Origin of the sequence: uncultured Kushneria sp. (assembly GCF_947497025.1) — a bacterium.
GTDB lineage: Bacteria > Pseudomonadota > Gammaproteobacteria > Pseudomonadales > Halomonadaceae > Kushneria.
Map to the genome: position 1 here is coordinate 24224 of NZ_CANMFC010000001.1, position 19222 is coordinate 43445.

32 protein-coding genes are annotated in these 19222 nt (G+C 55.8%); all 32 read left to right on the forward strand.

Annotated features, from left to right (window positions below; genetic code table 11):
- The first annotated feature begins 124 nt into the window (after positions 1–124).
- Positions 125–499: a 30S ribosomal protein S12 gene (gene rpsL, locus Q0931_RS00120; RefSeq protein WP_086620798.1), complete on the forward strand. Its 375-nt coding sequence runs from the start codon at positions 125–127 to the stop codon at positions 497–499.
- 109 nt (positions 500–608) lie between these two features.
- Complete coding sequence (gene rpsG, locus Q0931_RS00125) at positions 609–1079, forward strand: 30S ribosomal protein S7 (protein ID WP_299256043.1); 471 nt, start codon at positions 609–611, stop codon at positions 1077–1079.
- A gap of 48 nt (positions 1080–1127) precedes the next feature.
- Positions 1128–3245 (forward strand): elongation factor G, encoded by a 2118-nt coding sequence (gene fusA / locus Q0931_RS00130; protein WP_299256045.1) that lies wholly within the window; start codon positions 1128–1130, stop codon positions 3243–3245.
- A gap of 30 nt (positions 3246–3275) precedes the next feature.
- Complete coding sequence (gene tuf, locus Q0931_RS00135; RefSeq protein ID WP_299256047.1) at positions 3276–4469, forward strand: elongation factor Tu; 1194 nt, start codon at positions 3276–3278, stop codon at positions 4467–4469.
- 171 nt (positions 4470–4640) lie between these two features.
- Positions 4641–4952: a 30S ribosomal protein S10 gene (rpsJ, locus tag Q0931_RS00140; RefSeq protein ID WP_019951460.1), complete on the forward strand. Its 312-nt coding sequence runs from the start codon at positions 4641–4643 to the stop codon at positions 4950–4952.
- Between the two features lie 143 nt (positions 4953–5095).
- Positions 5096–5734, forward strand: a complete 639-nt coding sequence (gene rplC / locus Q0931_RS00145; RefSeq protein ID WP_299256051.1) for a 50S ribosomal protein L3 — start codon at positions 5096–5098, stop codon at positions 5732–5734.
- Between the two features lie 13 nt (positions 5735–5747).
- A complete protein-coding gene (rplD, locus tag Q0931_RS00150; protein WP_299256053.1) occupies positions 5748–6356 on the forward strand; it encodes a 50S ribosomal protein L4 in 609 nt (202 codons plus the stop codon).
- The gene (rplW, locus tag Q0931_RS00155; protein ID WP_086620792.1) at positions 6353–6649 is read left to right on the forward strand and encodes a 50S ribosomal protein L23; all 297 of its coding nucleotides are present in this window, start codon (positions 6353–6355) and stop codon (positions 6647–6649) included. The genes rplD and rplW overlap by 4 nt, the downstream gene beginning before the upstream one ends.
- A 16-nt stretch (positions 6650–6665) precedes the next feature.
- Positions 6666–7493, forward strand: a complete 828-nt coding sequence (rplB, locus tag Q0931_RS00160) for a 50S ribosomal protein L2 (protein WP_189518011.1) — start codon at positions 6666–6668, stop codon at positions 7491–7493.
- A 44-nt stretch (positions 7494–7537) separates the two neighbouring features.
- Positions 7538–7813, forward strand: a complete 276-nt coding sequence (rpsS, locus tag Q0931_RS00165) for a 30S ribosomal protein S19 (RefSeq protein WP_008959165.1) — start codon at positions 7538–7540, stop codon at positions 7811–7813.
- 14 nt (positions 7814–7827) lie between these two features.
- Positions 7828–8163 (forward strand): 50S ribosomal protein L22, encoded by a 336-nt coding sequence (gene rplV / locus Q0931_RS00170; protein WP_086620791.1) that lies wholly within the window; start codon positions 7828–7830, stop codon positions 8161–8163.
- 11 nt (positions 8164–8174) lie between these two features.
- Positions 8175–8876 (forward strand): 30S ribosomal protein S3, encoded by a 702-nt coding sequence (gene rpsC, locus Q0931_RS00175; RefSeq protein ID WP_108842857.1) that lies wholly within the window; start codon positions 8175–8177, stop codon positions 8874–8876.
- An 11-nt stretch (positions 8877–8887) separates the two neighbouring features.
- On the forward strand, positions 8888–9301 hold the full coding sequence (gene rplP, locus Q0931_RS00180) for a 50S ribosomal protein L16 (RefSeq protein ID WP_108842858.1): 414 nt from the start codon (positions 8888–8890) through the stop codon (positions 9299–9301).
- Positions 9301–9489 (forward strand): 50S ribosomal protein L29, encoded by a 189-nt coding sequence (rpmC, locus tag Q0931_RS00185; protein WP_086620788.1) that lies wholly within the window; start codon positions 9301–9303, stop codon positions 9487–9489. Before rplP ends, rpmC begins: the two co-directional genes overlap by 1 nt.
- A 1-nt stretch (position 9490) precedes the next feature.
- Positions 9491–9757 (forward strand): 30S ribosomal protein S17, encoded by a 267-nt coding sequence (gene rpsQ, locus Q0931_RS00190; RefSeq protein WP_115854533.1) that lies wholly within the window; start codon positions 9491–9493, stop codon positions 9755–9757.
- A gap of 46 nt (positions 9758–9803) precedes the next feature.
- Positions 9804–10175: a 50S ribosomal protein L14 gene (rplN, locus tag Q0931_RS00195; protein WP_086620786.1), complete on the forward strand. Its 372-nt coding sequence runs from the start codon at positions 9804–9806 to the stop codon at positions 10173–10175.
- Between the two features lie 16 nt (positions 10176–10191).
- A complete protein-coding gene (rplX, locus tag Q0931_RS00200; RefSeq protein ID WP_086620785.1) occupies positions 10192–10509 on the forward strand; it encodes a 50S ribosomal protein L24 in 318 nt (105 codons plus the stop codon).
- Positions 10510–10527: 18 nt separating this feature from the next.
- Positions 10528–11067, forward strand: coding sequence for a 50S ribosomal protein L5 (gene rplE / locus Q0931_RS00205; protein ID WP_086620784.1), 540 nt, complete (start codon positions 10528–10530; stop codon positions 11065–11067).
- 10 nt (positions 11068–11077) lie between these two features.
- On the forward strand, positions 11078–11383 hold the full coding sequence (gene rpsN / locus Q0931_RS00210; protein WP_299256067.1) for a 30S ribosomal protein S14: 306 nt from the start codon (positions 11078–11080) through the stop codon (positions 11381–11383).
- 20 nt (positions 11384–11403) lie between these two features.
- Positions 11404–11796 carry a 30S ribosomal protein S8 gene (gene rpsH / locus Q0931_RS00215; protein ID WP_299256069.1) on the forward strand — a complete coding sequence of 131 codons (393 nt, stop codon included), beginning with the start codon at positions 11404–11406 and terminating at the stop codon, positions 11794–11796.
- A gap of 9 nt (positions 11797–11805) precedes the next feature.
- Positions 11806–12336 carry a 50S ribosomal protein L6 gene (rplF, locus tag Q0931_RS00220; protein WP_299256071.1) on the forward strand — a complete coding sequence of 177 codons (531 nt, stop codon included), beginning with the start codon at positions 11806–11808 and terminating at the stop codon, positions 12334–12336.
- A 9-nt stretch (positions 12337–12345) separates the two neighbouring features.
- Positions 12346–12696, forward strand: coding sequence for a 50S ribosomal protein L18 (rplR, locus tag Q0931_RS00225; protein ID WP_299256073.1), 351 nt, complete (start codon positions 12346–12348; stop codon positions 12694–12696).
- Between the two features lie 11 nt (positions 12697–12707).
- On the forward strand, positions 12708–13211 hold the full coding sequence (rpsE, locus tag Q0931_RS00230) for a 30S ribosomal protein S5 (RefSeq protein ID WP_299256075.1): 504 nt from the start codon (positions 12708–12710) through the stop codon (positions 13209–13211).
- A 5-nt stretch (positions 13212–13216) separates the two neighbouring features.
- Positions 13217–13402 carry a 50S ribosomal protein L30 gene (gene rpmD, locus Q0931_RS00235; RefSeq protein ID WP_086620778.1) on the forward strand — a complete coding sequence of 62 codons (186 nt, stop codon included), beginning with the start codon at positions 13217–13219 and terminating at the stop codon, positions 13400–13402.
- 5 nt (positions 13403–13407) lie between these two features.
- Complete coding sequence (gene rplO / locus Q0931_RS00240) at positions 13408–13842, forward strand: 50S ribosomal protein L15 (protein ID WP_086623262.1); 435 nt, start codon at positions 13408–13410, stop codon at positions 13840–13842.
- Positions 13843–15177: a preprotein translocase subunit SecY gene (gene secY / locus Q0931_RS00245; RefSeq protein ID WP_299256078.1), complete on the forward strand. Its 1335-nt coding sequence runs from the start codon at positions 13843–13845 to the stop codon at positions 15175–15177.
- Positions 15178–15416: 239 nt separating this feature from the next.
- The gene (rpsM, locus tag Q0931_RS00250; RefSeq protein WP_108842866.1) at positions 15417–15773 is read left to right on the forward strand and encodes a 30S ribosomal protein S13; all 357 of its coding nucleotides are present in this window, start codon (positions 15417–15419) and stop codon (positions 15771–15773) included.
- A 37-nt stretch (positions 15774–15810) separates the two neighbouring features.
- Positions 15811–16197: a 30S ribosomal protein S11 gene (rpsK, locus tag Q0931_RS00255; RefSeq protein ID WP_009099028.1), complete on the forward strand. Its 387-nt coding sequence runs from the start codon at positions 15811–15813 to the stop codon at positions 16195–16197.
- A gap of 12 nt (positions 16198–16209) precedes the next feature.
- Positions 16210–16830: a 30S ribosomal protein S4 gene (gene rpsD, locus Q0931_RS00260; RefSeq protein WP_299256086.1), complete on the forward strand. Its 621-nt coding sequence runs from the start codon at positions 16210–16212 to the stop codon at positions 16828–16830.
- Between the two features lie 49 nt (positions 16831–16879).
- Positions 16880–17878: a DNA-directed RNA polymerase subunit alpha gene (gene rpoA / locus Q0931_RS00265; RefSeq protein WP_115854544.1), complete on the forward strand. Its 999-nt coding sequence runs from the start codon at positions 16880–16882 to the stop codon at positions 17876–17878.
- Between the two features lie 40 nt (positions 17879–17918).
- Positions 17919–18305 carry a 50S ribosomal protein L17 gene (gene rplQ, locus Q0931_RS00270; protein WP_299256089.1) on the forward strand — a complete coding sequence of 129 codons (387 nt, stop codon included), beginning with the start codon at positions 17919–17921 and terminating at the stop codon, positions 18303–18305.
- A 179-nt stretch (positions 18306–18484) separates the two neighbouring features.
- Positions 18485–19189, forward strand: a complete 705-nt coding sequence (locus Q0931_RS00275) for an EAL domain-containing protein (RefSeq protein WP_299256091.1) — start codon at positions 18485–18487, stop codon at positions 19187–19189.
- Positions 19190–19222 lie beyond the last annotated feature (33 nt).

Consider the following 19222-nt stretch of genomic DNA (forward strand, 5'->3'; position numbering starts at 1 on the left):
TCAGATATGGCGCAGGGCTTGACGCCCTTGCGGGCAAACCCTTAGAATTCGCAGCCTTTAACAGTAGGGGCAGGTGCGTCCTGTCTCTGCTGTTTTGTATCATCATCATTGGAGCGAGCCTTTTATGGCAACGATTAATCAGCTGGTGCGCAAGCCCCGCAAGCGCCCACAGGCCAAAAGCGACGTGCCTGCACTGCAGGCATGCCCGCAGCGCCGTGGCGTTTGTACGCGCGTTTATACAACAACGCCCAAGAAGCCGAACTCGGCGCTTCGTAAGGTCTGTCGTGTTCGTTTGACCAACGGTTACGAAGTCGCTTCGTACATCGGCGGTGAAGGCCACAATCTTCAGGAGCACTCCGTGGTTCTGATCCGCGGCGGTCGAGTAAAGGACCTTCCGGGTGTGCGCTATCACACTGTTCGTGGTGCGCTGGATACCTCGGGTGTTCAAAACCGTAAGCAGTCACGCTCGAAGTACGGCACCAAGAAGCCGAAATCCTGATCGGTATCTACTCAATTTACACGGTCTGATAAGAGTAAGGCCGGGCAGCGCACCCTGAGGTGTTTAGTCCCGGGTTTACCTGAAAGACTCTTTTGACTGAGGGCTTATCATGCCTAGAAGACGTATTGCGGCGAAGCGCGACATCCTGCCGGATCCCAAGTTCGGAAGCGAGCGCCTGGCCAAGTTCATGAACCATCTGATGGTCAGCGGCAAGAAATCCGTCGCCGAGCGCATCGTATATGGTGCGCTGGATCGGGTTGCCGAACGCTCCAATGATGAGCCGCTGGACATTTTCGACAAGGCACTGGAAGCCATCCAGCCCATGGTCGAAGTTAAATCACGTCGTGTTGGCGGCGCTACCTATCAGGTGCCCGTTGAAGTGCGTCCTTCCCGTCGTCAGGCGCTGGCCATGCGCTGGCTGGTGGACGCGGCACGTAATCGTGGTGAGAAGACCATGGTGCAGAGGCTGGCCGGCGAAATGCTGGACGCGGCTGAAGGCAAGGGTGCTGCTGTCAAGAAGCGTGAGGACGTCCATCGTATGGCAGAAGCCAACAAGGCCTTCTCTCACTACCGCTTCTAATAGAAGCGCCTTCAGGCGAAGGCGCTTCCAACTACAGGATACGCTATCGTGGCACGCAAGACTCCTCTTAAGCGCTACCGCAATATCGGTATCTGCGCCCACGTTGATGCTGGCAAGACAACGACAACCGAACGTGTGCTTTTCTACACGGGTCTTTCTCACAAGATCGGTGAGGTGCACGAAGGCGCCGCTGTCATGGACTGGATGGAGCAGGAGCAGGAGCGTGGTATTACCATCACTTCTGCTGCAACCACCTGTTTCTGGAGCGGCATGAATCAGCAGTTCGATGAACACCGCATCAACATCATCGATACGCCCGGGCACGTTGACTTCACCATTGAAGTTGAACGCTCCCTGCGTGTTCTTGATGGCGCGATCGTCGTGCTGTGTGGCAGCTCCGGTGTTCAGCCGCAGACCGAAACCGTCTGGCGCCAGGCCAACCGTTATGAAGTTCCCCGCATGGTGTTCGTCAACAAGATGGACCGTGCCGGTGCAGACTTCTTCATGGTTGTCGAGCAGATGCGCAAGCGTCTGGGCGCCAATGCCGTACCGATCCAGATCAACTGGGGTGCGGAAGATGAATTCAAGGGCGTCATCGACCTTCTTCAAATGAAGGCCATTCTCTGGAATGAAGAAGACAAGGGCATGACCTATGACCTCGTCGACATTCCCGCTGAGCTGCAGGAAACGGCTCAGGAATGGCACGAGCATATGGTCGAGTCTGCCGCCGAAGCCTCTGAAGAATTGATGGAAAAGTATCTCGAAGGCGGTGAGCTTTCCATCGAAGAAATCAAGGCTGGCCTGCGTCGTCGTACGCTGGACAACGAAATCGTACTGGTAACCTGTGGCTCGGCGTTTAAGAACAAGGGCGTACAGGCCATGCTGGATGCGGTTATCGAGTACCTGCCGTCGCCGACCGAGGTCAAGGCCATCGAAGGTGAGCTGGATGACGCTGCGGGGACCATTGAAACCCGTGAAGCCGATGACAGCGCCCCCTTCTCTTCACTGGCCTTCAAGATCGCGACCGACCCGTTTGTCGGAACGCTGACCTTTATCCGCGTATACTCTGGCGTGCTTAACTCCGGCGACCAGGTCTATAACTCGGTGAAGGACAAGAAGGAGCGCGTTGGACGTATCGTTCAGATGCACGCCAACAGCCGCCAGGAGATCAAGGAAGTTTACGCAGGCGATATCGCTGCCTGTGTCGGTCTCAAGGATGTCACTACCGGTGATACCCTTTGTGACCCGAACTCCAAGATCGTTCTTGAGCGAATGGAATTCCCCGAGCCGGTTATTTCGGTGGCCGTTGAACCGAAATCCAAGGCTGACCAGGAGAAGATGGGTATCGCTCTGGGCAAGCTGGCTCAGGAAGATCCCTCTTTCCGCGTCAAGACTGACGAGGAAACCGGACAGACCATCATCTCCGGTATGGGCGAGCTTCACCTCGACATTCTTGTCGACCGCATGCGTCGCGAGTTCAAGGTCGAAGCCAATATCGGCAAGCCGCAGGTTGCCTATCGCGAGACGATCAAGAAGAGCGTCGAGCAGGAAGGCAAGTTTGTTCGTCAGTCCGGTGGTCGTGGCCAGTTCGGTCATGTCTACCTGCGCATCGAGCCGCTGACGGATGAGGATCGCGGTGATGATCCGGAAATGACCTTCAAGTTCAATTCCGAGATCGTCGGTGGTGTAGTACCCAAGGAATATGTGCCGGCAGTCGAGAAGGGTGCCTTTGAGCAGCTGCAGAACGGTGTCATCGCCGGTTATCCGATGATTAACGTCAAGGTTGCGCTGTATGACGGTTCCTATCACGACGTCGACTCCAATGAGAATGCCTTCAAGGTTGCCTCGTCGATGGCAATCAAGGAGGGCGCACGCAAGGCCGGAGCAGTTCTGCTCGAGCCGGTGATGAGCGTTGAAGTGGTAACACCCGAAGACTTCATGGGTGATGTCATGGGCGATCTTAACCGTCGGCGCGGTCTTGTTCAGGGTATGGATGACACTATTTCCGGTAAGGTTATCCGTGCCATGGTGCCGCTGGGTGAGATGTTCGGTTATGCAACCGATCTGCGTTCTCAGACCCAGGGCCGCGCAAGCTACTCCATGGAGTTTGCGAAGTACGATGAGGCACCGTCCAGCATCGTCGAAGCCGTCATTAACCAGAAATGATAACTGTTAGCTGACAAAGAGGTTATAGCAGTGGCCAAGGAAAAATTTGAACGTTCCAAACCGCACGTAAACGTAGGTACCATCGGTCACGTTGACCATGGCAAGACTACGCTGACTGCGGCCCTGACACGTGTTTCTGCCGAAGTATTTGGCGGTGACTGGCGTGCATTCGACACCATCGACAACGCTCCTGAAGAGCGTGAGCGTGGTATCACGATCTCGACAGCACACGTTGAGTACCAGTCTGAAATGCGCCACTACGCACATGTTGACTGCCCGGGACACGCTGACTACGTCAAGAACATGATCACCGGTGCTGCCCAGATGGACGGCGCTATCCTGGTCTGTTCTGCCGCCGACGGCCCGATGCCGCAGACTCGCGAGCACATTCTGCTGTCTCGTCAGGTTGGTGTTCCGTTCATCGTTGTCTTCCTGAACAAGGCAGACATGGTCGATGACGAAGAACTGCTCGAGCTGGTAGAAATGGAAGTTCGTGAACTTCTGTCCGAGTACGACTTCCCGGGTGATGACACGCCGATCATCATCGGCTCTGCTCTGATGGCTCTGGACGGCAAGGACGACAATGGCATGGGTACCACCGCCGTTGCCAACCTCGTTCGCGCCATGGATGAGTACATTCCAGAGCCGGAGCGTGCCATCGATCAGCCGTTCCTGATGCCGATCGAAGACGTTTTCTCCATCTCCGGTCGTGGCACTGTTGTGACCGGTCGTGTCGAGCGCGGTATCGTCCGTACTGGTGAAGAAGTCGAAATCATCGGTCTCAAGGACACCGTCAAGACTACCGTTACCGGTGTCGAGATGTTCCGCAAGCTGCTCGACGAAGGTCGTGCCGGTGAGAACGTTGGTGCCCTGCTGCGTGGTACCAAGCGTGATGACGTCGAGCGTGGTCAGGTTCTGGCCAAGCCGGGCAGCATCAAGCCGCACACCAAGTTCGAGTCCGAAGTCTACATCCTGTCCAAGGAAGAGGGTGGTCGTCACACGCCATTCTTCAAGGGCTATCGTCCGCAGTTCTACTTCCGTACCACTGACGTAACTGGTACCTGTGAGCTGCCGGAAGGCGTAGAAATGGTTATGCCGGGCGACAACGTCAAGATGGTTATCACCCTGATCGCTCCGATCGCCATGGAAGACGGCCTGCGTTTCGCCATTCGCGAAGGCGGTCGTACCGTTGGCGCTGGTGTTGTTGCCAAGATCGTCGAGTGATTTAGTTGCTCTAAATCTAAAGGGGCCTCCGTCGGGAGGCCCCTTTGTCATATGCATGTTTGACTCTGAGCGAGTGCCTGCCTATAATGCGCATCCTTTTGAGGCGTGCGTAGGCGGTCAGGCGCCCATCGGCGTCAGACATCGTCTTGAATTTCCCTGGAGTCCCGGGTAATGCAGAACCAGAAGATTCGCATTCGCTTGAAAGCCTTTGATCATCGTCTTATCGATCAGTCTGCACAGGAAATTGTGGATACTGCCAAGCGCACTGGTGCACAGGTACGCGGTCCGATTCCGCTGCCGACCAGACGTGAGCGTTATACCATTCTGATCTCTCCGCACGTCAACAAGGACGCGCGTGATCAGTATGAGATTCGTACTCACAAGCGTGTGCTGGATATCGTTGAGCCGACCGAGAAAACGGTTGATGCACTGATGAAGCTTGATCTGGCAGCGGGTGTAGACGTACAGATCAAGGTTGATTAACCCAACACTAGTCACTCATGCGGCATTTTCGGGCACTGGCCCCGCCGCTCACGCCGGGATGGCGTCACACAATGTGCTAGTGGAATGCTCTGGAAAGGGCAGCCATAGCGGGTGATAGCCCCGTACACTAAAGGAGACTGAACATGTCTATCGGTTTAGTCGGTAAAAAGAGCGGTATGACCCGTATCTTTACCGAAGATGGCGCATCCGTGCCGGTAACCGTAATTGAAGTCGAGCCTAACCGCGTCACGCGCATCAAGACTCTTGAGTCTGATGGTTATCGTGCCGTACAGGTTACTGCAGGCTCGCGCAAGGCCAAGCACCTCACCAAGGCAATTGCCGGGCAATATGCCAGCGCAGGTGTCGAGGCCGGTCGTTTCCTCGCGGAATTTCGTCTTTCCGAAGGCGAAGAAGATCCGCAGTCCGGAAGCGAGCTCACCGTATCCCTCTTCGAAGCAGGCCAGCTCATCGACGTTACCGGTACGTCCAAGGGCAAGGGCTTCCAGGGCGCAGTCAAGCGCTGGAACTTCCGCACGCAGGACAACACCCACGGTAACTCTCTGTCGCATCGTGCGCCGGGTTCCATCGGTCAGTGCCAGACGCCGGGTCGCGTCTTCAAGGGCAAAAAGATGGCCGGTCAGATGGGTAACGAGCGTGTCACCGTTCAGAGCCTTGAAATCGTCCGTGTTGACGCCGAACGCAATCTGTTGCTGGTCAAGGGCGCCGTACCTGGTGCTGCCGGTAGCGATGTGATCGTGCGCACCGCTGTCAAAGCTCGCTGAGGGGTAGGTAACGATGAATCTCAATCTTGCAGGTGCAGGAGCCGGAGCCGTCGAGATTTCCGACGAGACCTTTGGCAAGGAATTCAACGAGGCGCTGGTTCACCAGGTCGTGACTGCCTATCTGGCAGGCGCGCGTCAGGGTACCCGTGCACAGAAGAACCGTTCTGAAGTCAGCGGCGGCGGCAAGAAGCCGTGGCGTCAGAAGGGTACCGGTCGTGCTCGTGCCGGTTCCATCCGCTCGCCGATCTGGCGTACCGGTGGTGTGACCTTTGCGGCACGTCCGCAGGATCACTCTCAGAAGGTCAATCGCAAGATGTACCGCGCTGCCATGCGTTCCATTCTTTCGGAACTCGTGCGTCAGGAACGTCTGGTCGCTGTTGATGCCTTTACCGTAGACAGCCCCAAGACCAAGCAGCTGGTTGGTCGTCTTTCCGACCTCGGTCTGGAAAAGGTGCTGATCGTGACTGACGAGCTGGATCAGAATCTCTATCTGGCCGCTCGCAACATTCCCAATGTGGATGTGATCGAAGCGTCGAGCGCGGATCCTGTCAGCCTGATTGCCTATGACAAGGTGCTGATGACCGTACCCGCCCTCCGCAAGTTCGAGGAGAAGCTGGCATGAATCAGGAACGCGTATTCCAGGTGCTGCTTGGCCCGCACATGACCGAGAAGGCTGCCTACGCTGCAGAGCGTAACCAGTACGTCTTCAAGGTCGCCAGTGATGCTACCAAGCCCGAAATCAAGAAGGCTGTTGAAGCGCTTTTTGAAAAGAAGGTCGACAGCGTCCAGGTCCTGAACATGAAAGGCAAGGTCAAGCGTAACGCTCGTGGTGAAGGTCATCGCAGCGGTTATCGCAAGGCCTACGTCACCCTGGCTGCGGGCGAAACGCTCGAAGACTTCACCGGCGCCGAGTGAGGCAGGAGAACGGATCATGGCAGTAGTCAAGACAAAACCCACGTCCGCCGGCCGTCGCCATAAGGTGAAGGTCGTCACTGAAGGACTGTACAAGGGGCGGCCGCATGCGGCGCTGACCGAAGCACAGTCACGTTCGGGCGGTCGTAACAACAACGGTCGTATCACTACCCGTCACGTCGGTGGTGGCAATCGCCAACACTATCGTCTGGTAGATTTCAAGCGCAACAAGGATGGCATTCCGGCCATCGTCGAGCGTCTTGAATACGATCCGAATCGCAGCGCACACATTGCACTGCTCAAGTATGTGGACGGTGAACGTCGTTACATCATTGCCCCCCGCGGTGTTGCAGAAGGCGATCGCCTGGAGTCGGGTGTTAACGCACCGATTCGTCAGGGTAACGCTCTGCCCCTGCGCAATGTTCCGGTTGGTTCGACCATTCATTGCATCGAGCTCAAGCCCGGCAAGGGCGCGCAGCTCGTACGCAGCGCTGGTACCAGTGCTCAGCTGGTTGCACGTGAGGGCAACTACGCCACTGTGCGTTTGCGTAGCGGTGAAATGCGCCGAATCCTGGCTGAATGCCGCGCCACGCTGGGCGAAGTCGGTAATTCCGAGCATAGCCTTGGGCAGCTCGGCAAGGCCGGTGCCAAGCGTTGGAGAGGCGTACGTCCGACTGTTCGCGGCGTCGCGATGAACCCGGTTGATCACCCGCATGGTGGTGGTGAAGGTCGTACCAGTGGTGGCCGTCATCCGGTAACCCCATGGGGTATTCCGACCAAGGGTCACAAGACGCGCAAGAACAAGCGTACCGACAAGCTTATCGTGCGTCGTCGCAAAGCCAGATAAACGGTGCCGCAAGGCCAAACATCAGTATTTAAGGGGTAACGGCTGTGCCACGTTCACTTAAGAAAGGTCCCTTCATTGACCTTCATCTTTTGAAGAAGGTTGAGGCGGCTGTGGAAAAGAGCGACCGCAAACCGATCAAGACCTGGTCGCGTCGCTCGATGATCCTGCCCAATATGGTAGGACTCACCATTGCTGTCCATAACGGTCGCCAGCATGTACCGGTTCACGTCTCTGAAGAGATGGTGGGCCACAAGCTGGGCGAATTTGCTGCCACCCGCACCTATCGCGGTCACGCGGCTGACAAGAAAGCCAAGCGGTAAGGGAGAGGACCACAATGGAAGAAGTAGCTGCTAAATTGCGCGGCGCTCGCCTGTCCGCCCAGAAAGCACGCTTGGTGGCAGATCAGGTGCGGGGCAAGCCGGTCGCAGAAGCACTGAATATCCTGGCATTTTCGCCCAAAAAGGCGGCTGTGCTGGTGAGAAAGGTACTGCAATCCGCTATCGCCAACGCGGAAGAAAATAACGGCATGGACATCGACGAGCTTCGCGTCTCGACCATCTGTGTCGATGAGGGCATGACGCTCAAGCGTATCCTGCCGCGTGCCAAGGGCCGTGCGGATCGCATCATGAAGCGTACCTGCCATATCACCGTCAAGGTAGCCGAGAAGTAGGAGTCGACCAGATGGGTCAAAAAGTCAATCCAGTCGGTATTCGCCTCGGGATCGTCAAGGATCACACTTCCGTGTGGTACGCCGAGCGCGGTGCTTATGCCGACAAGCTGAATAACGATCTCAAAGTTCGCAGTTTCCTGTTTGAGCGCCTGAAAAGCGCGTCTGTCAGCAGGATCCATATCGAGCGTCCGGCAAACAATGCCCGTATTACCATTCATACTGCCCGTCCGGGTATCGTGATTGGCAAGAAGGGTGAAGATGTCGAGCGCCTCCGTCGCGATCTGACCAACCTCATGGGCGTGCCTGTGCATGTCAACATTGAGGAGGTTCGCAAGCCTGAGCTTGATGCTGCGCTGGTAGCGCAGAACGTCGCAGGTCAGCTTGAACGTCGCGTCATGTTCCGACGTGCCATGAAGCGGGCGGTACAAAACGCCATGCGTCTGGGCGCCAAGGGTATCCGGATTCAGCTTTCCGGCCGTCTTGGTGGTGCAGAAATCGCGCGTACGGAATGGTATCGCGAAGGCCGTGTTCCCCTTCACACCCTGCGTGCCGATATCGATTACTCGGTTTACGAGGCGCACACCACTTACGGTGTCATCGGTGTCAAGGTGTGGATCTTCAAGGGCGAAATTCTTGGTGGGATCGAAGAAGTCCGTGCGAAGCAGAATAATTCGCAGACTGGCGCTCCCGGCAAGAAGAAAGGTTCCAAGTAAGGGGATAGTCGATGTTACAGCCCAAGCGTACCAAATTCCGCAAGCAGCAAAAGGGCCGCAACCGCGGTCTGGCGCATCGCGGTAGTAGCGTGAGCTTCGGTGAGTACGGCCTCAAGGCGACCGGCCGTGGTCGTATCACTGCTCGTCAGATTGAAGCCGGCCGTCGTGCTATCACGCGTCATGTTAAACGTGGCGGAAAGATCTGGATCCGTGTCTTCCCGGATAAGCCGATTTCCGAAAAGCCGCTCGAAGTCCGTATGGGTAAGGGCAAGGGCTCTGTCGAATACTGGGTCGCTCAGATTCAGCCCGGTAAGGTTCTCTACGAGATTGAAGGCGTATCGGAAGAGATGGCACGCGAAGCGTTCACTCTCGCGGCTCAGAAGATGCCCGTTGCCACTACCTTTGTGAAACGGACGGTAATGTAATGAAAGCTCAGGAACTTCGTGACAAGTCGACCGAAGCGCTCAATGAGCAGCTGTTCGAACTGCTGCGCGAGCAATTCAACCTGCGGATGCAGAAGGCTACCGGTCAGTTGAGCCAGAACCATCTGCTCAAACAGGTTCGCCGCGACATCGCGCGCGTGAAGACTGTGCTCAACGAGAAGGTGGACTGAAATGGCCGAAGAACAGGCAAACAAAGCACGCAGGCTCACCGGACGTGTGGTGAGTGATCGGATGGAAAAATCGATCGTTGTCATGATCGAGCGTCGTGAGCGCCATCCGATCTACGGAAAGTACATGAAGCGCTCCACCAAACTGCATGCGCACGACGAAACCAATCAGGCCCATATCGGCGATCTGGTTTCCATCGAAGAGTGTCGGCCGCTTTCAAAGAAAAAGGCATGGACTCTGGTTGAAGTCGTCGAGCAGGCCAGAGGGTAAGGCAGCAGCCTAAACCCGTGCATCAGTTCAGGTTTGGAGAAAACCGATGATTCAAACGCAAACAATGCTGGATGTCGCCGACAACAGCGGAGCGCGCAGGGTCCAGTGCATCAAGGTCCTGGGTGGTTCTCACCGCCGTTACGCCCGTGTTGGTGACATCATCAAGGTGACGGTCAAGGAAGCGATTCCGCGTGGCCGTGTCAAAAAGGGTCAGGTGCTCAAGGCCGTTGTAGTACGCACACGCAGCGGAATTCGCCGTCCGGATGGTTCTCTTATCCGCTTCGATGGCAATGCGGCGGTTTTATTGAACAACGCCAACGAGCAGCCGGTAGGCACTCGTATTTTCGGGCCGGTAACCCGCGAACTTCGTACCGAGAAGTTCATGCGGATTATCTCCCTGGCGCCCGAAGTGCTGTAAGGAGCGAGGCGGAATTATGCGCAAGATCAAACGTGATGATGAAGTCGTCGTCATCGCCGGCAAGGACAAGGGCAAGCGCGGCACCGTCAAGCGGGTTCTGCAGGACGGGCGCTACGTGGTTTCAGGTGTGAACATGATCAAGCGTCACACCAAGCCCAACCCGATGGCCGGCAATCAAGGGGGTATCGTTGAGCGTGAGGCTCCGATCCACGGTTCTAACGTTGCCATCTTCAATACGGAGACCGGCAGGGCGGATCGGGTCGGCTTTCAGATGAATGACGACGGTACCAAGATCCGTATCTTCAGGTCGACGCAAAAGCAGATCGACGCCTAACGCGATTCGGGTGGCAACATGGCGAACTTGAAAGAGCAGTATAAAGACGAGGTGATGGCCAAGCTCACTGAGCAGTTTGGCTACGCCAACGTAATGCAGGTGCCCCGGATCACCAAGGTGACTCTGAATATGGGCGTTGGTGATGCGACCAGCGATAAAAAGCTGATCGACAATGCCGTGGCTGATCTGGAAAAGCTTTCCGGACAGAAGCCTATCGTAACTCTGGCGCGCAAGTCAGTTGCGGGCTTCAAGGTACGTGAAGGCTGGCCGATCGGCACCAAGGTAACCCTGCGCAGCGAGCGCATGTGGGATTTTCTTGACCGGCTTGTCAATATCGCGATTCCGCGTATTCGTGATTTCCGTGGCCTCAATGCGAAGTCATTTGATGGCCGCGGGAACTACTCGATGGGTGTGCGTGAACAGATCATCTTTCCCGAAATCGAATACGACAAGGTTGACCGTGTTCGCGGGCTGGATATCACCATCACGACGTCTGCCGGCACCGACGAAGAAGCTCGTGCACTCCTGAGTGCACTGAACTTCCCCTTCCGGAAATAAAGGTGTAATCATGGCAAAGAAAAGCATGGTTGAGCGCGAGCGCAAGCGCGCCGAGCTGGTAGACAAGTATGCAGCCCGTCGTGCTGAGCTCAAGGCGATCATCAATAACGTCAACAGCTCGGACGAAGAGCGCTTCGATGCGCAGCTGCAGCTGCAGAAACTGCCGCGCGATTCGAGCCCGGTGCGTCAGCGCAATCGCTGCCGCATTACCGGCCGTCCGCACGGCTATTACAACAAGTTCGGACTTGGGCGCAATAAACTGCGCGAAGCGGCCATGCGCGGCGACGTGCCGGGCCTGACCAAGTCCAGCTGGTAATCGCATCAGGAGCGTTATCGATGAGCATGCAGGATACACTCGCGGATATGCTGACTCGTATCCGTAATGCGCAGATGGCGACCAAGGAGACGGTGACCATGCCGTCTTCCAAGATCAAGGTCGAAGTCGCGCGTGTTTTGAAGGAAGAAGGTTACATTGCCGACTTCTCCGTTGAAGGCGACGTCAAGATTGACCTGACGATTACCCTCAAGTACTTCGAAGGCAAGCCGGTTATTGAGCACATTCAGCGTGTTTCGAAACCTTCCCTTCGCAGCTACAAGGGCAAGGATGAACTGCCGCGCGTAGCAGACGGTCTGGGGGTGGCCATCGTGTCCACTTCCAGAGGTGTCATGACCGATCGTGCGGCGCGCCAGGCAGGCGTCGGCGGTGAAGTCATCTGCACCGTATTCTAGGAGTCTATGATGTCCAGGATTGCAAAATACCCGGTTAAGCTGCCGAGCGGTGTGGAAGTTACGCTCGAAGAAGGCAGGCTGACCGTCCGGGGCGGTCAGGGGCAGCTGGAAATGAACGTTCACAACGATGTTGTGATTGGTCAGCAGGAAGATCAGCTGACGTTCGAACCCAGCGCTTCAGCCAAGAATTGGGCCATGGCCGGGACAACCCGCGCTCTGGTCAATAACATGGTCGTTGGTGTTACTGAAGGCTTTACCCGTTCGCTGGAAATTACAGGCGTGGGTTATCGTGCTCAGGCCAACGGTCAGACACTCAACCTGACACTTGGTTTCTCTCACCCGATCGATTACAAGGTGCCTGAAGGCGTGGTTGTTGAAACGCCCAGGAACACCACAATCGTTCTCAAGAGCGCTGATAAGCAGCGTCTTGGTCAGGTGGCTGCCGAGATTCGTGCGTTCCGTCCGCCGGAGCCCTATAAGGGCAAGGGTGTTCGTTACAGCGATGAACGCATCCTTCGTAAAGAAGCCAAGAAGAAATAGGGCAGGGTTATGAACGCGAAGAAAGAAGCTCGTCTCCGTCGTGCCCGCCGCACGCGCGCCAAGATCCGCGAACTTGGTATCAATCGTCTGAGTGTCAATCGCACGCCGCGTCACATGTACGCTCAGATTATTTCCGCAGACGGTGGCCAGGTACTGGTCAGCGCCTCCACGCTCGACAAGTCGCTGCGTGAAGATGCGACCGGCAATGCTGATGCTGCTGCTCGCGTTGGTACACTGCTGGCCGAGCGTGCAAAGGAAGCGGGAATTACTCAAGTTGCCTTTGACCGTTCCGGGTTCAGGTACCATGGTCGGGTCAAGGCCCTCGCTGATGCCGCGCGCGAAGGCGGCCTGCAATTCTAAAGGGTTCTACGATGGCGAATAATGAACAGAGGGGCAGCGGCGATCTGCAGGAAAAACTTGTTCAGATCAACCGTGTTGCCAAAGTGGTCAAGGGCGGCCGTATTTTCGGTTTTACCGCTCTGACCGTCGTAGGCGATGGCAATGGTCGCATCGGCTTTGGTCGTGGCAAGGCGCGTGAAGTGCCGGTCGCGATTCAAAAGGCGATGGATCAGGCGCATCGCAATATGATCAAGGTCGAGCTGCGCGGTAACACGCTGCAGTATCCGGTACGTGCCAACCATGGCGCTTCCAAGGTCTTCATGCAGCCTGCCTCCGAAGGTACCGGCATCATCGCGGGTGGTGCGATGCGTTCGGTGCTGGAACTGGCTGGTGTACATGACGTCCTGGCCAAGTGCTATGGCTCGACCAATCCGGTCAACGTCGTGCGCGCAACCGTCAAGGGCCTCGCTTCCATGCGTTCTCCCGAGGACGTTGCGGCAAAGCGTGGCCTGTCCGTTGAAGCGATTACGGGGTAAGCGCCATGTCAGCCACAATCAGGGTTACTCAGGTACGCAGCACGATCGGCGTACTTGAAAAGCACAAGGCCACCATGCGCGGGCTGGGTCTTCGTCGTATCAACCACACGGTTGAGCTCGAAGACACCCCAGCCGTTCGTGGCATGATCAACAAGGTCAACTACCTCGTTCGCGTTGAAGGAGCTCAGTAATGACCATGAAACTGAATAGCCTGAGCCCGGCGCCGGGTGCCAAGCACGCTGAAAAGCGTGTTGGTCGCGGTATCGGTTCCGGCCTGGGCAAGACCGCTGGTCGCGGTCACAAGGGCCAGACTTCTCGCAGCGGCGGTTCCATCAAGCCGGGCTTTGAAGGTGGTCAGATGCCGCTTCAGCGTCGTCTGCCCAAGTTTGGCTTCACGTCTGCCAAGTCACTGGTCAGTGAAGAAGTTCGTCTTAACGAGCTGGCCAATGTTGAAGGCGATGTGGCGGATCTGGCCAGCCTGAAAAAGGCCAACGTACTGAAAAATGCTACGCGTTTTGCAAAGGTTGTGCTGTCCGGCAATCTCGATCGCGCCATTACCGTACGTGGTCTGAAAGTCACCAAGGGTGCACGGGCTGCCATTGAAGCCGCCGGTGGCAAGGTAGAGGACTAAATGGCAAAGTCAGGAAAAGTACCGGCTAACATGCAAAGCGGTCTGGGCGAGCTATGGGCTCGCTTACGATTCGTTTTTATCGCAATCGTGGTGTACCGTATTGGTGCTCACATTCCAGTCCCCGGTATCAATCCTGACCAGCTCGCTGCCTTGTTCAGAGAAAACCAGGGCACCATTCTGAGCATGTTCAATATGTTCTCGGGTGGTGCTCTGGAGCGCATGAGCATCTTTGCACTGGGCATTATGCCCTATATTTCTGCATCGATAATCATGCAGCTTCTGACCGTGGTTTCGCCGCAGCTTGAACAGCTGAAGAAGGAAGGCGAGGCCGGCCGTCGAAAGATCAGCCAGTACACTCGCTACGGCACGGTGTTACTGGCACTGATCCAGGCGATCGGCATGTCAGTAGGGCTTGTCAGTAACGGGGTCGCTTACAGTGCCGATTTCAGCTTCTATTTTACGGCCGTAACCACTTTCGTGGCAGGTGCCGTATTCCTGATGTGGCTGGGTGAGCAGATTACCGAAAAGGGAATCGGCAATGGTATCTCGCTGATCATCTTTTCCGGTATTGTTGCCGGTTTGCCCGGTGCGCTTGGGCAGTCATTCGAACTGGCACGCAACGATGGTGCCTGGAACGTACTGCCATTGCTGGCGCTTGGCGTACTGGGTATTGCAACGATCGCCTTTGTGGTCTTCATTGAGCGTGGTCAGCGCCGTATCACGGTGAATTACCCGCGTCGACAGGTCGGCAACAAGATGTATGCCGGCCAGAGCAGCTATCTGCCAATGAAGGTCAATATGGCTGGCGTTATCCCGCCCATTTTTGCCTCGAGTATTCTGCTTTTCCCGGCATCGCTGGGTCAGTGGTTTGGTCAGGGTGAGAACATGGGATGGCTGTCAACCATTTCCCAGGCGCTGGGGCCGGGCCAACCGTTGTATATTCTGCTGTTTGCCACTGCCGTTGTTTTCTTCTGTTTCTTCTACACTGCCCTGGTTTTTAACCCGAAGGATGTAGCTGACAACTTGAAGAAGTCAGGAGCATTTCTGCCAGGTATTCGTCCTGGCGAGCAGACATCGCGTTATATCGACAAGGTCATGACGCGTCTTACGTTGTTTGGCGCTCTCTACATTACGCTGGTCTCCTTGATGCCCCAGTTTCTCATGGTGGCATGGCAGGTACCTTTCTACTTCGGTGGCACCTCGCTGCTGATCGTGGTTGTGGTCGTCATGGATTTCATGGCGCAGGTTCAGTCTCATTTGATGTCCAGTCAGTATGAGTCCGTGATGAAGAAGTCAAACCTCAAGGGGTATGGCAGTGGCGGCGCAATGCGCTGACATGCCTCGGTGATGGCAGGCTGCCGGCCGAGCCTGCCATTCGCCATTCAGGCCGCAGGGTCTGATCACGCCGTCATACAGTTTTATTGTGATAGCGGTAAGGGTGGGAAGCCTTTGCTTCACCGCCAATGAGACAGGTTGTGATGTATACCCCTTGCCATGAGTTATCAGGGGCGGTATGCTATTGCGCCTTTTACAGACGATTAACCGAGCAAGCCGCTCAAATTCGGAGAAAGCTGATGGCCCGTATTGCAGGCGTCAATATCCCGGACAACAAGCATGCGGCGATCTCGCTGACCTACATCTACGGTATTGGTCGCACCCGCGCTATGGAAATCTGTGCGCAGGTGGGTATTGCACCTAACGTCAAGGTTGGAGATATCTCCGCCGAGAAACTCGACGAAGTGCGTACTGCAGTTGGCCAATATGCCGTGGAAGGTGACCTTCGCCGTGAGATTACGCTGAATATCAAGCGTCTCATGGATCTGGGTTGCTACCGTGGTCTGCGCCATCGTCGCAGTCTTCCGATGCGCGGGCAGCGCACGAAGACGAATGCGCGTACCCGTAAGGGACCGCGTAAACCGATTCGCAAATAAACGCATGTCCGGCGTTTAGAATTCAGGAACATCAAACATGGCTAACCCGCGCAGTAACCGTAAAAAGGTTAAAAAGCAGGTGGTGGATGCGGTTGCCCACATCCATGCCTCTTTTAACAATACGATCGTGACGATCACAGACCGCCAGGGCAACGCTCTTTCATGGGCCACTGCCGGTGGTTCGGGTTTTCGTGGTTCTCGCAAGAGCACCCCGTTCGCTGCCCAAGTGGCAAGTGAACGTGCAGCAACTGCTGCAGCCGAGTATGGTGTGAAAAACGTCGACGTACTGGTCAAGGGCCCGGGGCCCGGCCGTGAGTCCGCCGTGCGTGCATTGAATGCCGCCGGTTTTCGCGTGCAAAGCATTGTTGACGCGACACCCATCCCGCATAACGGGTGCCGCCCGCCGAAAAAGCGTCGCGTTTAAGGAGACACACTCATGGCACGTTATACTGGTCCGAAGTGCAAGCTCTCTCGTCGCGAAGGCACCGATCTCTTTTTGAAGAGCGGTGTTACAGCGTTCGAGAAGAAGTGCAAGTCAGAGACTCCCCCGGGTCAACACGGTCAGCGCCGTCAGCGTCTTTCCGAATACGGCTCGCAGCTGCGTGAAAAGCAGAAGGTCCGTCGTTACTACGGCGTACTGGAAAAGCAATTCCGCAATTATTACAAGGAAGCCGCGCGTCAGAAGGGAGCCACTGGTGAGGTTCTGCTTCAGCTCCTTGAGACCCGCCTCGACAACGTCGTTTACCGCATGGGCTTTGGCTCGACCCGCAGCGAATCTCGCCAGCTGGTCAGCCATAAGGCCATCGCTGTTAACGGTCGTACCGTCAACGTGGCATCCTACAAGGTTCGCCCCGGTGATGTGGTCAGCGTTCGTGAAAAGGCCAAAAATCAGTCGCGTATTCAGCAGTCCCTCGAGCTTGCTGGCAATCGCGGCGATATAAGCTGGGTCGACGTTGACTCGAAGAAGATGGAAGGCACTTTCAAGGCTCTGCCTGAGCGCGGCGACCTGTCTGCCGACATCAACGAAAACCTGATTGTCGAGCTGTACTCCAAATAAGCATTGAGCTTTTTTGGATTAACCGTTTGGCAGCCTGATAGGTGTTCATATGCAGCGTTCAGTGACAGAGTTTCTAAGACCTCGTGATATCAAGGTTGAAGAAGTCAGCGCGAATCATGCAAAGATCGTGCTCGAGCCTTTCGAGCGCGGCTTTGGTCATACTCTCGGGAACGCTCTGCGTCGTATTCTGCTGTCATCCATGCCCGGGTGTGCGATTACAGAAGCAGAAATCGAAGGCGTTCTGCACGAGTACAGCGCAATCGAAGGTGTTCAGGAAGATGTCATCGAGATCCTCCTGAATCTGAAGGGCGTGTCCATCAAGATGCATGGCCGCGATGACGTTGTATTAACGCTGAACAAGCAGGGCCCGGGCATCATGACCGCCGGCGATATTGCCGCTGATCATGACATCGAGATCGTCAATCCGGATCACGTCATTGCCCATCTCAATGATGGCTGTGAACTAAAAATGCAGTTGCGCGTCATGCGTGGCCGTGGTTACGAGCCTGCAGACGTCCGTGCCGAACGTGATGATGAGTCGCGCGCGATCGGTCGACTTCAGCTTGATGCCACGTATACGCCGGTTCGCCGCGTTTCCTATGCAGTCGAAGCGGCACGTGTTGAACAACGTACCGACCTTGACAAGCTGGTCATTGATTTGGAAACCGATGGCACGCTGGATCCCGAAGAAGCCATCCGCCGCTCTGCGACCATTTTGCAGGAGCAGTTGGCTGCCTTCGTTGATCTTGAAGCCGAGAAAGAGCAGGAAGTGGAGGAAGAGGAAGATCAGATTGATCCGATTCTGCTGCGCCCTGTTGATGATCTCGAATTGACTGTCCGAAGTGCCAACTGCCTCAAGGCCGAGAATATCTACTATATCGGTGACCTGATTCAGCGCACCGAAGTAGAGCTTCTTAAAACACCCAATCTCGGCAAGAAGTCGTTGAACGAAATCAAGGACGTTCTCGAGGCCCGTAATCTTTCACTCGGCATGCGGTTGGACAACTGGCCGCCGGCGAGTCTGAAGGATGACAAGGCCTCTGCCTGAACGGGTGACTCGCGCCCCAGATTGGTAAGGAATCTTATCCATGCGTCATCGTAAAACCGGTCGTCATCTAAGCCGTAACAGCTCGCATCGTAATGCCATGTTCCAGAACATGTGCATCTCGCTGGTCGAGCATGAAATGATCAAAACCACGCTGCCCAAGGCCAAGGAGCTGCGTCGTTATATCGAGCCGCTGATCACCCTGTCTAAAAATGACAGTGTGGCCAATCGCCGCCTGGCGTTCAGCCGTACCCGCTCCAAGGATACGGTTGGCAAACTCTTTAACGAGCTGGGTCCGCGTTACAACGCCCGTCCGGGTGGTTATGTTCGCGTACTCAAGTGTGGCTTCAGAGCTGGCGACAATGCGCCCATGGCGTATGTTGAGCTGGTTGATCGCCCGGTAGCAGCAGAAGCCAGCGACGAAGAATAACCGCACTTTTTGCTATCGTCAGAAAAGCCGACCCCAGGGTCGGCTTTTTTTGTCTTTTAGCAAGGCGAACATGATCCATACTGAAAGTCCAATCAGCCTCTTGAGTACCTGTCGTGGGATGTCATTTCGTCAATGGAGAGTGCAAAAACTGTCAAAGTGACCTGCCTTTCTCTTTTACCATGGCGTTTCAGCCTATCGTCGATTTATCGACCAGCAGTGTTTTCGCTCATGAAGCGCTGGTGCGGGGTGTCAACGGCGAGTCTGCATGGTCAGTGCTTTCACAGGTAACGCCAAAAGATCTTTATGCCTTCGACCAGGCTTGTCGAGTGCGCGCTATCGAAATGGCCAGTCAGCTCGGCATGACCTCAAAACTCTCCATCAATTTTTTGCCCAATGCCGTCTATGAGCCTCGGGCCTGTATTCGTGCCACGTTGAAAGTCGCCGAGCGAGTAGGGTGGTCACTGAATAATCTTATCTTTGAAATTACCGAAAACGAGCATGTGACTGATCGAGAGCATCTGTGCCATATCGTTGAGGAATACCACGAGATGGGCTTTACCGTGGCGCTGGACGACTTTGGTACGGGGCACGCCAATCTTGATCTTTTGACTGTCCTCACACCCCATCACCTGAAGCTGGATCGCGTCCTGATCAGTGGGATTGGACAGGATGTTCGGCGCCAGAATCTGGTGCGTTATGTCGCTTCAATGGCCAAAGCCCTCAATATCGGACTGGTGGCAGAAGGCGTTGAAACCCTCGAAGAGGCGCGCTGGCTGTACCAGCAGGGAATCATGCGCCATCAGGGCTATTATTACGCACGGCCTGCCCTTGAAGCGCTGCCGGAGGTTGATCCAGCCTGTATCAGTGCCGTGACGGCAGCATAAAAAGGCCGGAAGCGCCATGACTTCCGGCTTTTT

Bases quoted from the DNA above. Each gene is read 5' to 3' on its own strand.
- rpsL (WP_086620798.1), top strand. From the start codon at position 125: ATGGCAACGATTAATCAGCTGGTGCGCAAGCCCCGCAAGCGCCCACAG.
- rpsG (WP_299256043.1), top strand. From the start codon at position 609: ATGCCTAGAAGACGTATTGCGGCGAAGCGCGACATCCTGCCGGATCCC.
- rpsJ (WP_019951460.1), top strand. From the start codon at position 4,641: ATGCAGAACCAGAAGATTCGCATTCGCTTGAAAGCCTTTGATCATCGT.
- rplC (WP_299256051.1), top strand. From the start codon at position 5,096: ATGTCTATCGGTTTAGTCGGTAAAAAGAGCGGTATGACCCGTATCTTT.
- rplD (WP_299256053.1), top strand. From the start codon at position 5,748: ATGAATCTCAATCTTGCAGGTGCAGGAGCCGGAGCCGTCGAGATTTCC.
- rplW (WP_086620792.1), top strand. From the start codon at position 6,353: ATGAATCAGGAACGCGTATTCCAGGTGCTGCTTGGCCCGCACATGACC.
- rplB (WP_189518011.1), top strand. From the start codon at position 6,666: ATGGCAGTAGTCAAGACAAAACCCACGTCCGCCGGCCGTCGCCATAAG.
- rplV (WP_086620791.1), top strand. From the start codon at position 7,828: ATGGAAGAAGTAGCTGCTAAATTGCGCGGCGCTCGCCTGTCCGCCCAG.
- rpsC (WP_108842857.1), top strand. From the start codon at position 8,175: ATGGGTCAAAAAGTCAATCCAGTCGGTATTCGCCTCGGGATCGTCAAG.
- rplP (WP_108842858.1), top strand. From the start codon at position 8,888: ATGTTACAGCCCAAGCGTACCAAATTCCGCAAGCAGCAAAAGGGCCGC.
- rpmC (WP_086620788.1), top strand. From the start codon at position 9,301: ATGAAAGCTCAGGAACTTCGTGACAAGTCGACCGAAGCGCTCAATGAG.
- rpsQ (WP_115854533.1), top strand. From the start codon at position 9,491: ATGGCCGAAGAACAGGCAAACAAAGCACGCAGGCTCACCGGACGTGTG.
- rplN (WP_086620786.1), top strand. From the start codon at position 9,804: ATGATTCAAACGCAAACAATGCTGGATGTCGCCGACAACAGCGGAGCG.
- rplX (WP_086620785.1), top strand. From the start codon at position 10,192: ATGCGCAAGATCAAACGTGATGATGAAGTCGTCGTCATCGCCGGCAAG.
- rplE (WP_086620784.1), top strand. From the start codon at position 10,528: ATGGCGAACTTGAAAGAGCAGTATAAAGACGAGGTGATGGCCAAGCTC.
- rpsN (WP_299256067.1), top strand. From the start codon at position 11,078: ATGGCAAAGAAAAGCATGGTTGAGCGCGAGCGCAAGCGCGCCGAGCTG.
- rpsH (WP_299256069.1), top strand. From the start codon at position 11,404: ATGAGCATGCAGGATACACTCGCGGATATGCTGACTCGTATCCGTAAT.
- rplF (WP_299256071.1), top strand. From the start codon at position 11,806: ATGTCCAGGATTGCAAAATACCCGGTTAAGCTGCCGAGCGGTGTGGAA.
- rplR (WP_299256073.1), top strand. From the start codon at position 12,346: ATGAACGCGAAGAAAGAAGCTCGTCTCCGTCGTGCCCGCCGCACGCGC.
- rpsE (WP_299256075.1), top strand. From the start codon at position 12,708: ATGGCGAATAATGAACAGAGGGGCAGCGGCGATCTGCAGGAAAAACTT.
- rpmD (WP_086620778.1), top strand. From the start codon at position 13,217: ATGTCAGCCACAATCAGGGTTACTCAGGTACGCAGCACGATCGGCGTA.
- rplO (WP_086623262.1), top strand. From the start codon at position 13,408: ATGAAACTGAATAGCCTGAGCCCGGCGCCGGGTGCCAAGCACGCTGAA.
- secY (WP_299256078.1), top strand. From the start codon at position 13,843: ATGGCAAAGTCAGGAAAAGTACCGGCTAACATGCAAAGCGGTCTGGGC.
- rpsM (WP_108842866.1), top strand. From the start codon at position 15,417: ATGGCCCGTATTGCAGGCGTCAATATCCCGGACAACAAGCATGCGGCG.
- rpsK (WP_009099028.1), top strand. From the start codon at position 15,811: ATGGCTAACCCGCGCAGTAACCGTAAAAAGGTTAAAAAGCAGGTGGTG.
- rpsD (WP_299256086.1), top strand. From the start codon at position 16,210: ATGGCACGTTATACTGGTCCGAAGTGCAAGCTCTCTCGTCGCGAAGGC.
- rpoA (WP_115854544.1), top strand. From the start codon at position 16,880: ATGCAGCGTTCAGTGACAGAGTTTCTAAGACCTCGTGATATCAAGGTT.
- rplQ (WP_299256089.1), top strand. From the start codon at position 17,919: ATGCGTCATCGTAAAACCGGTCGTCATCTAAGCCGTAACAGCTCGCAT.
- Q0931_RS00275 (WP_299256091.1), top strand. From the start codon at position 18,485: ATGGCGTTTCAGCCTATCGTCGATTTATCGACCAGCAGTGTTTTCGCT.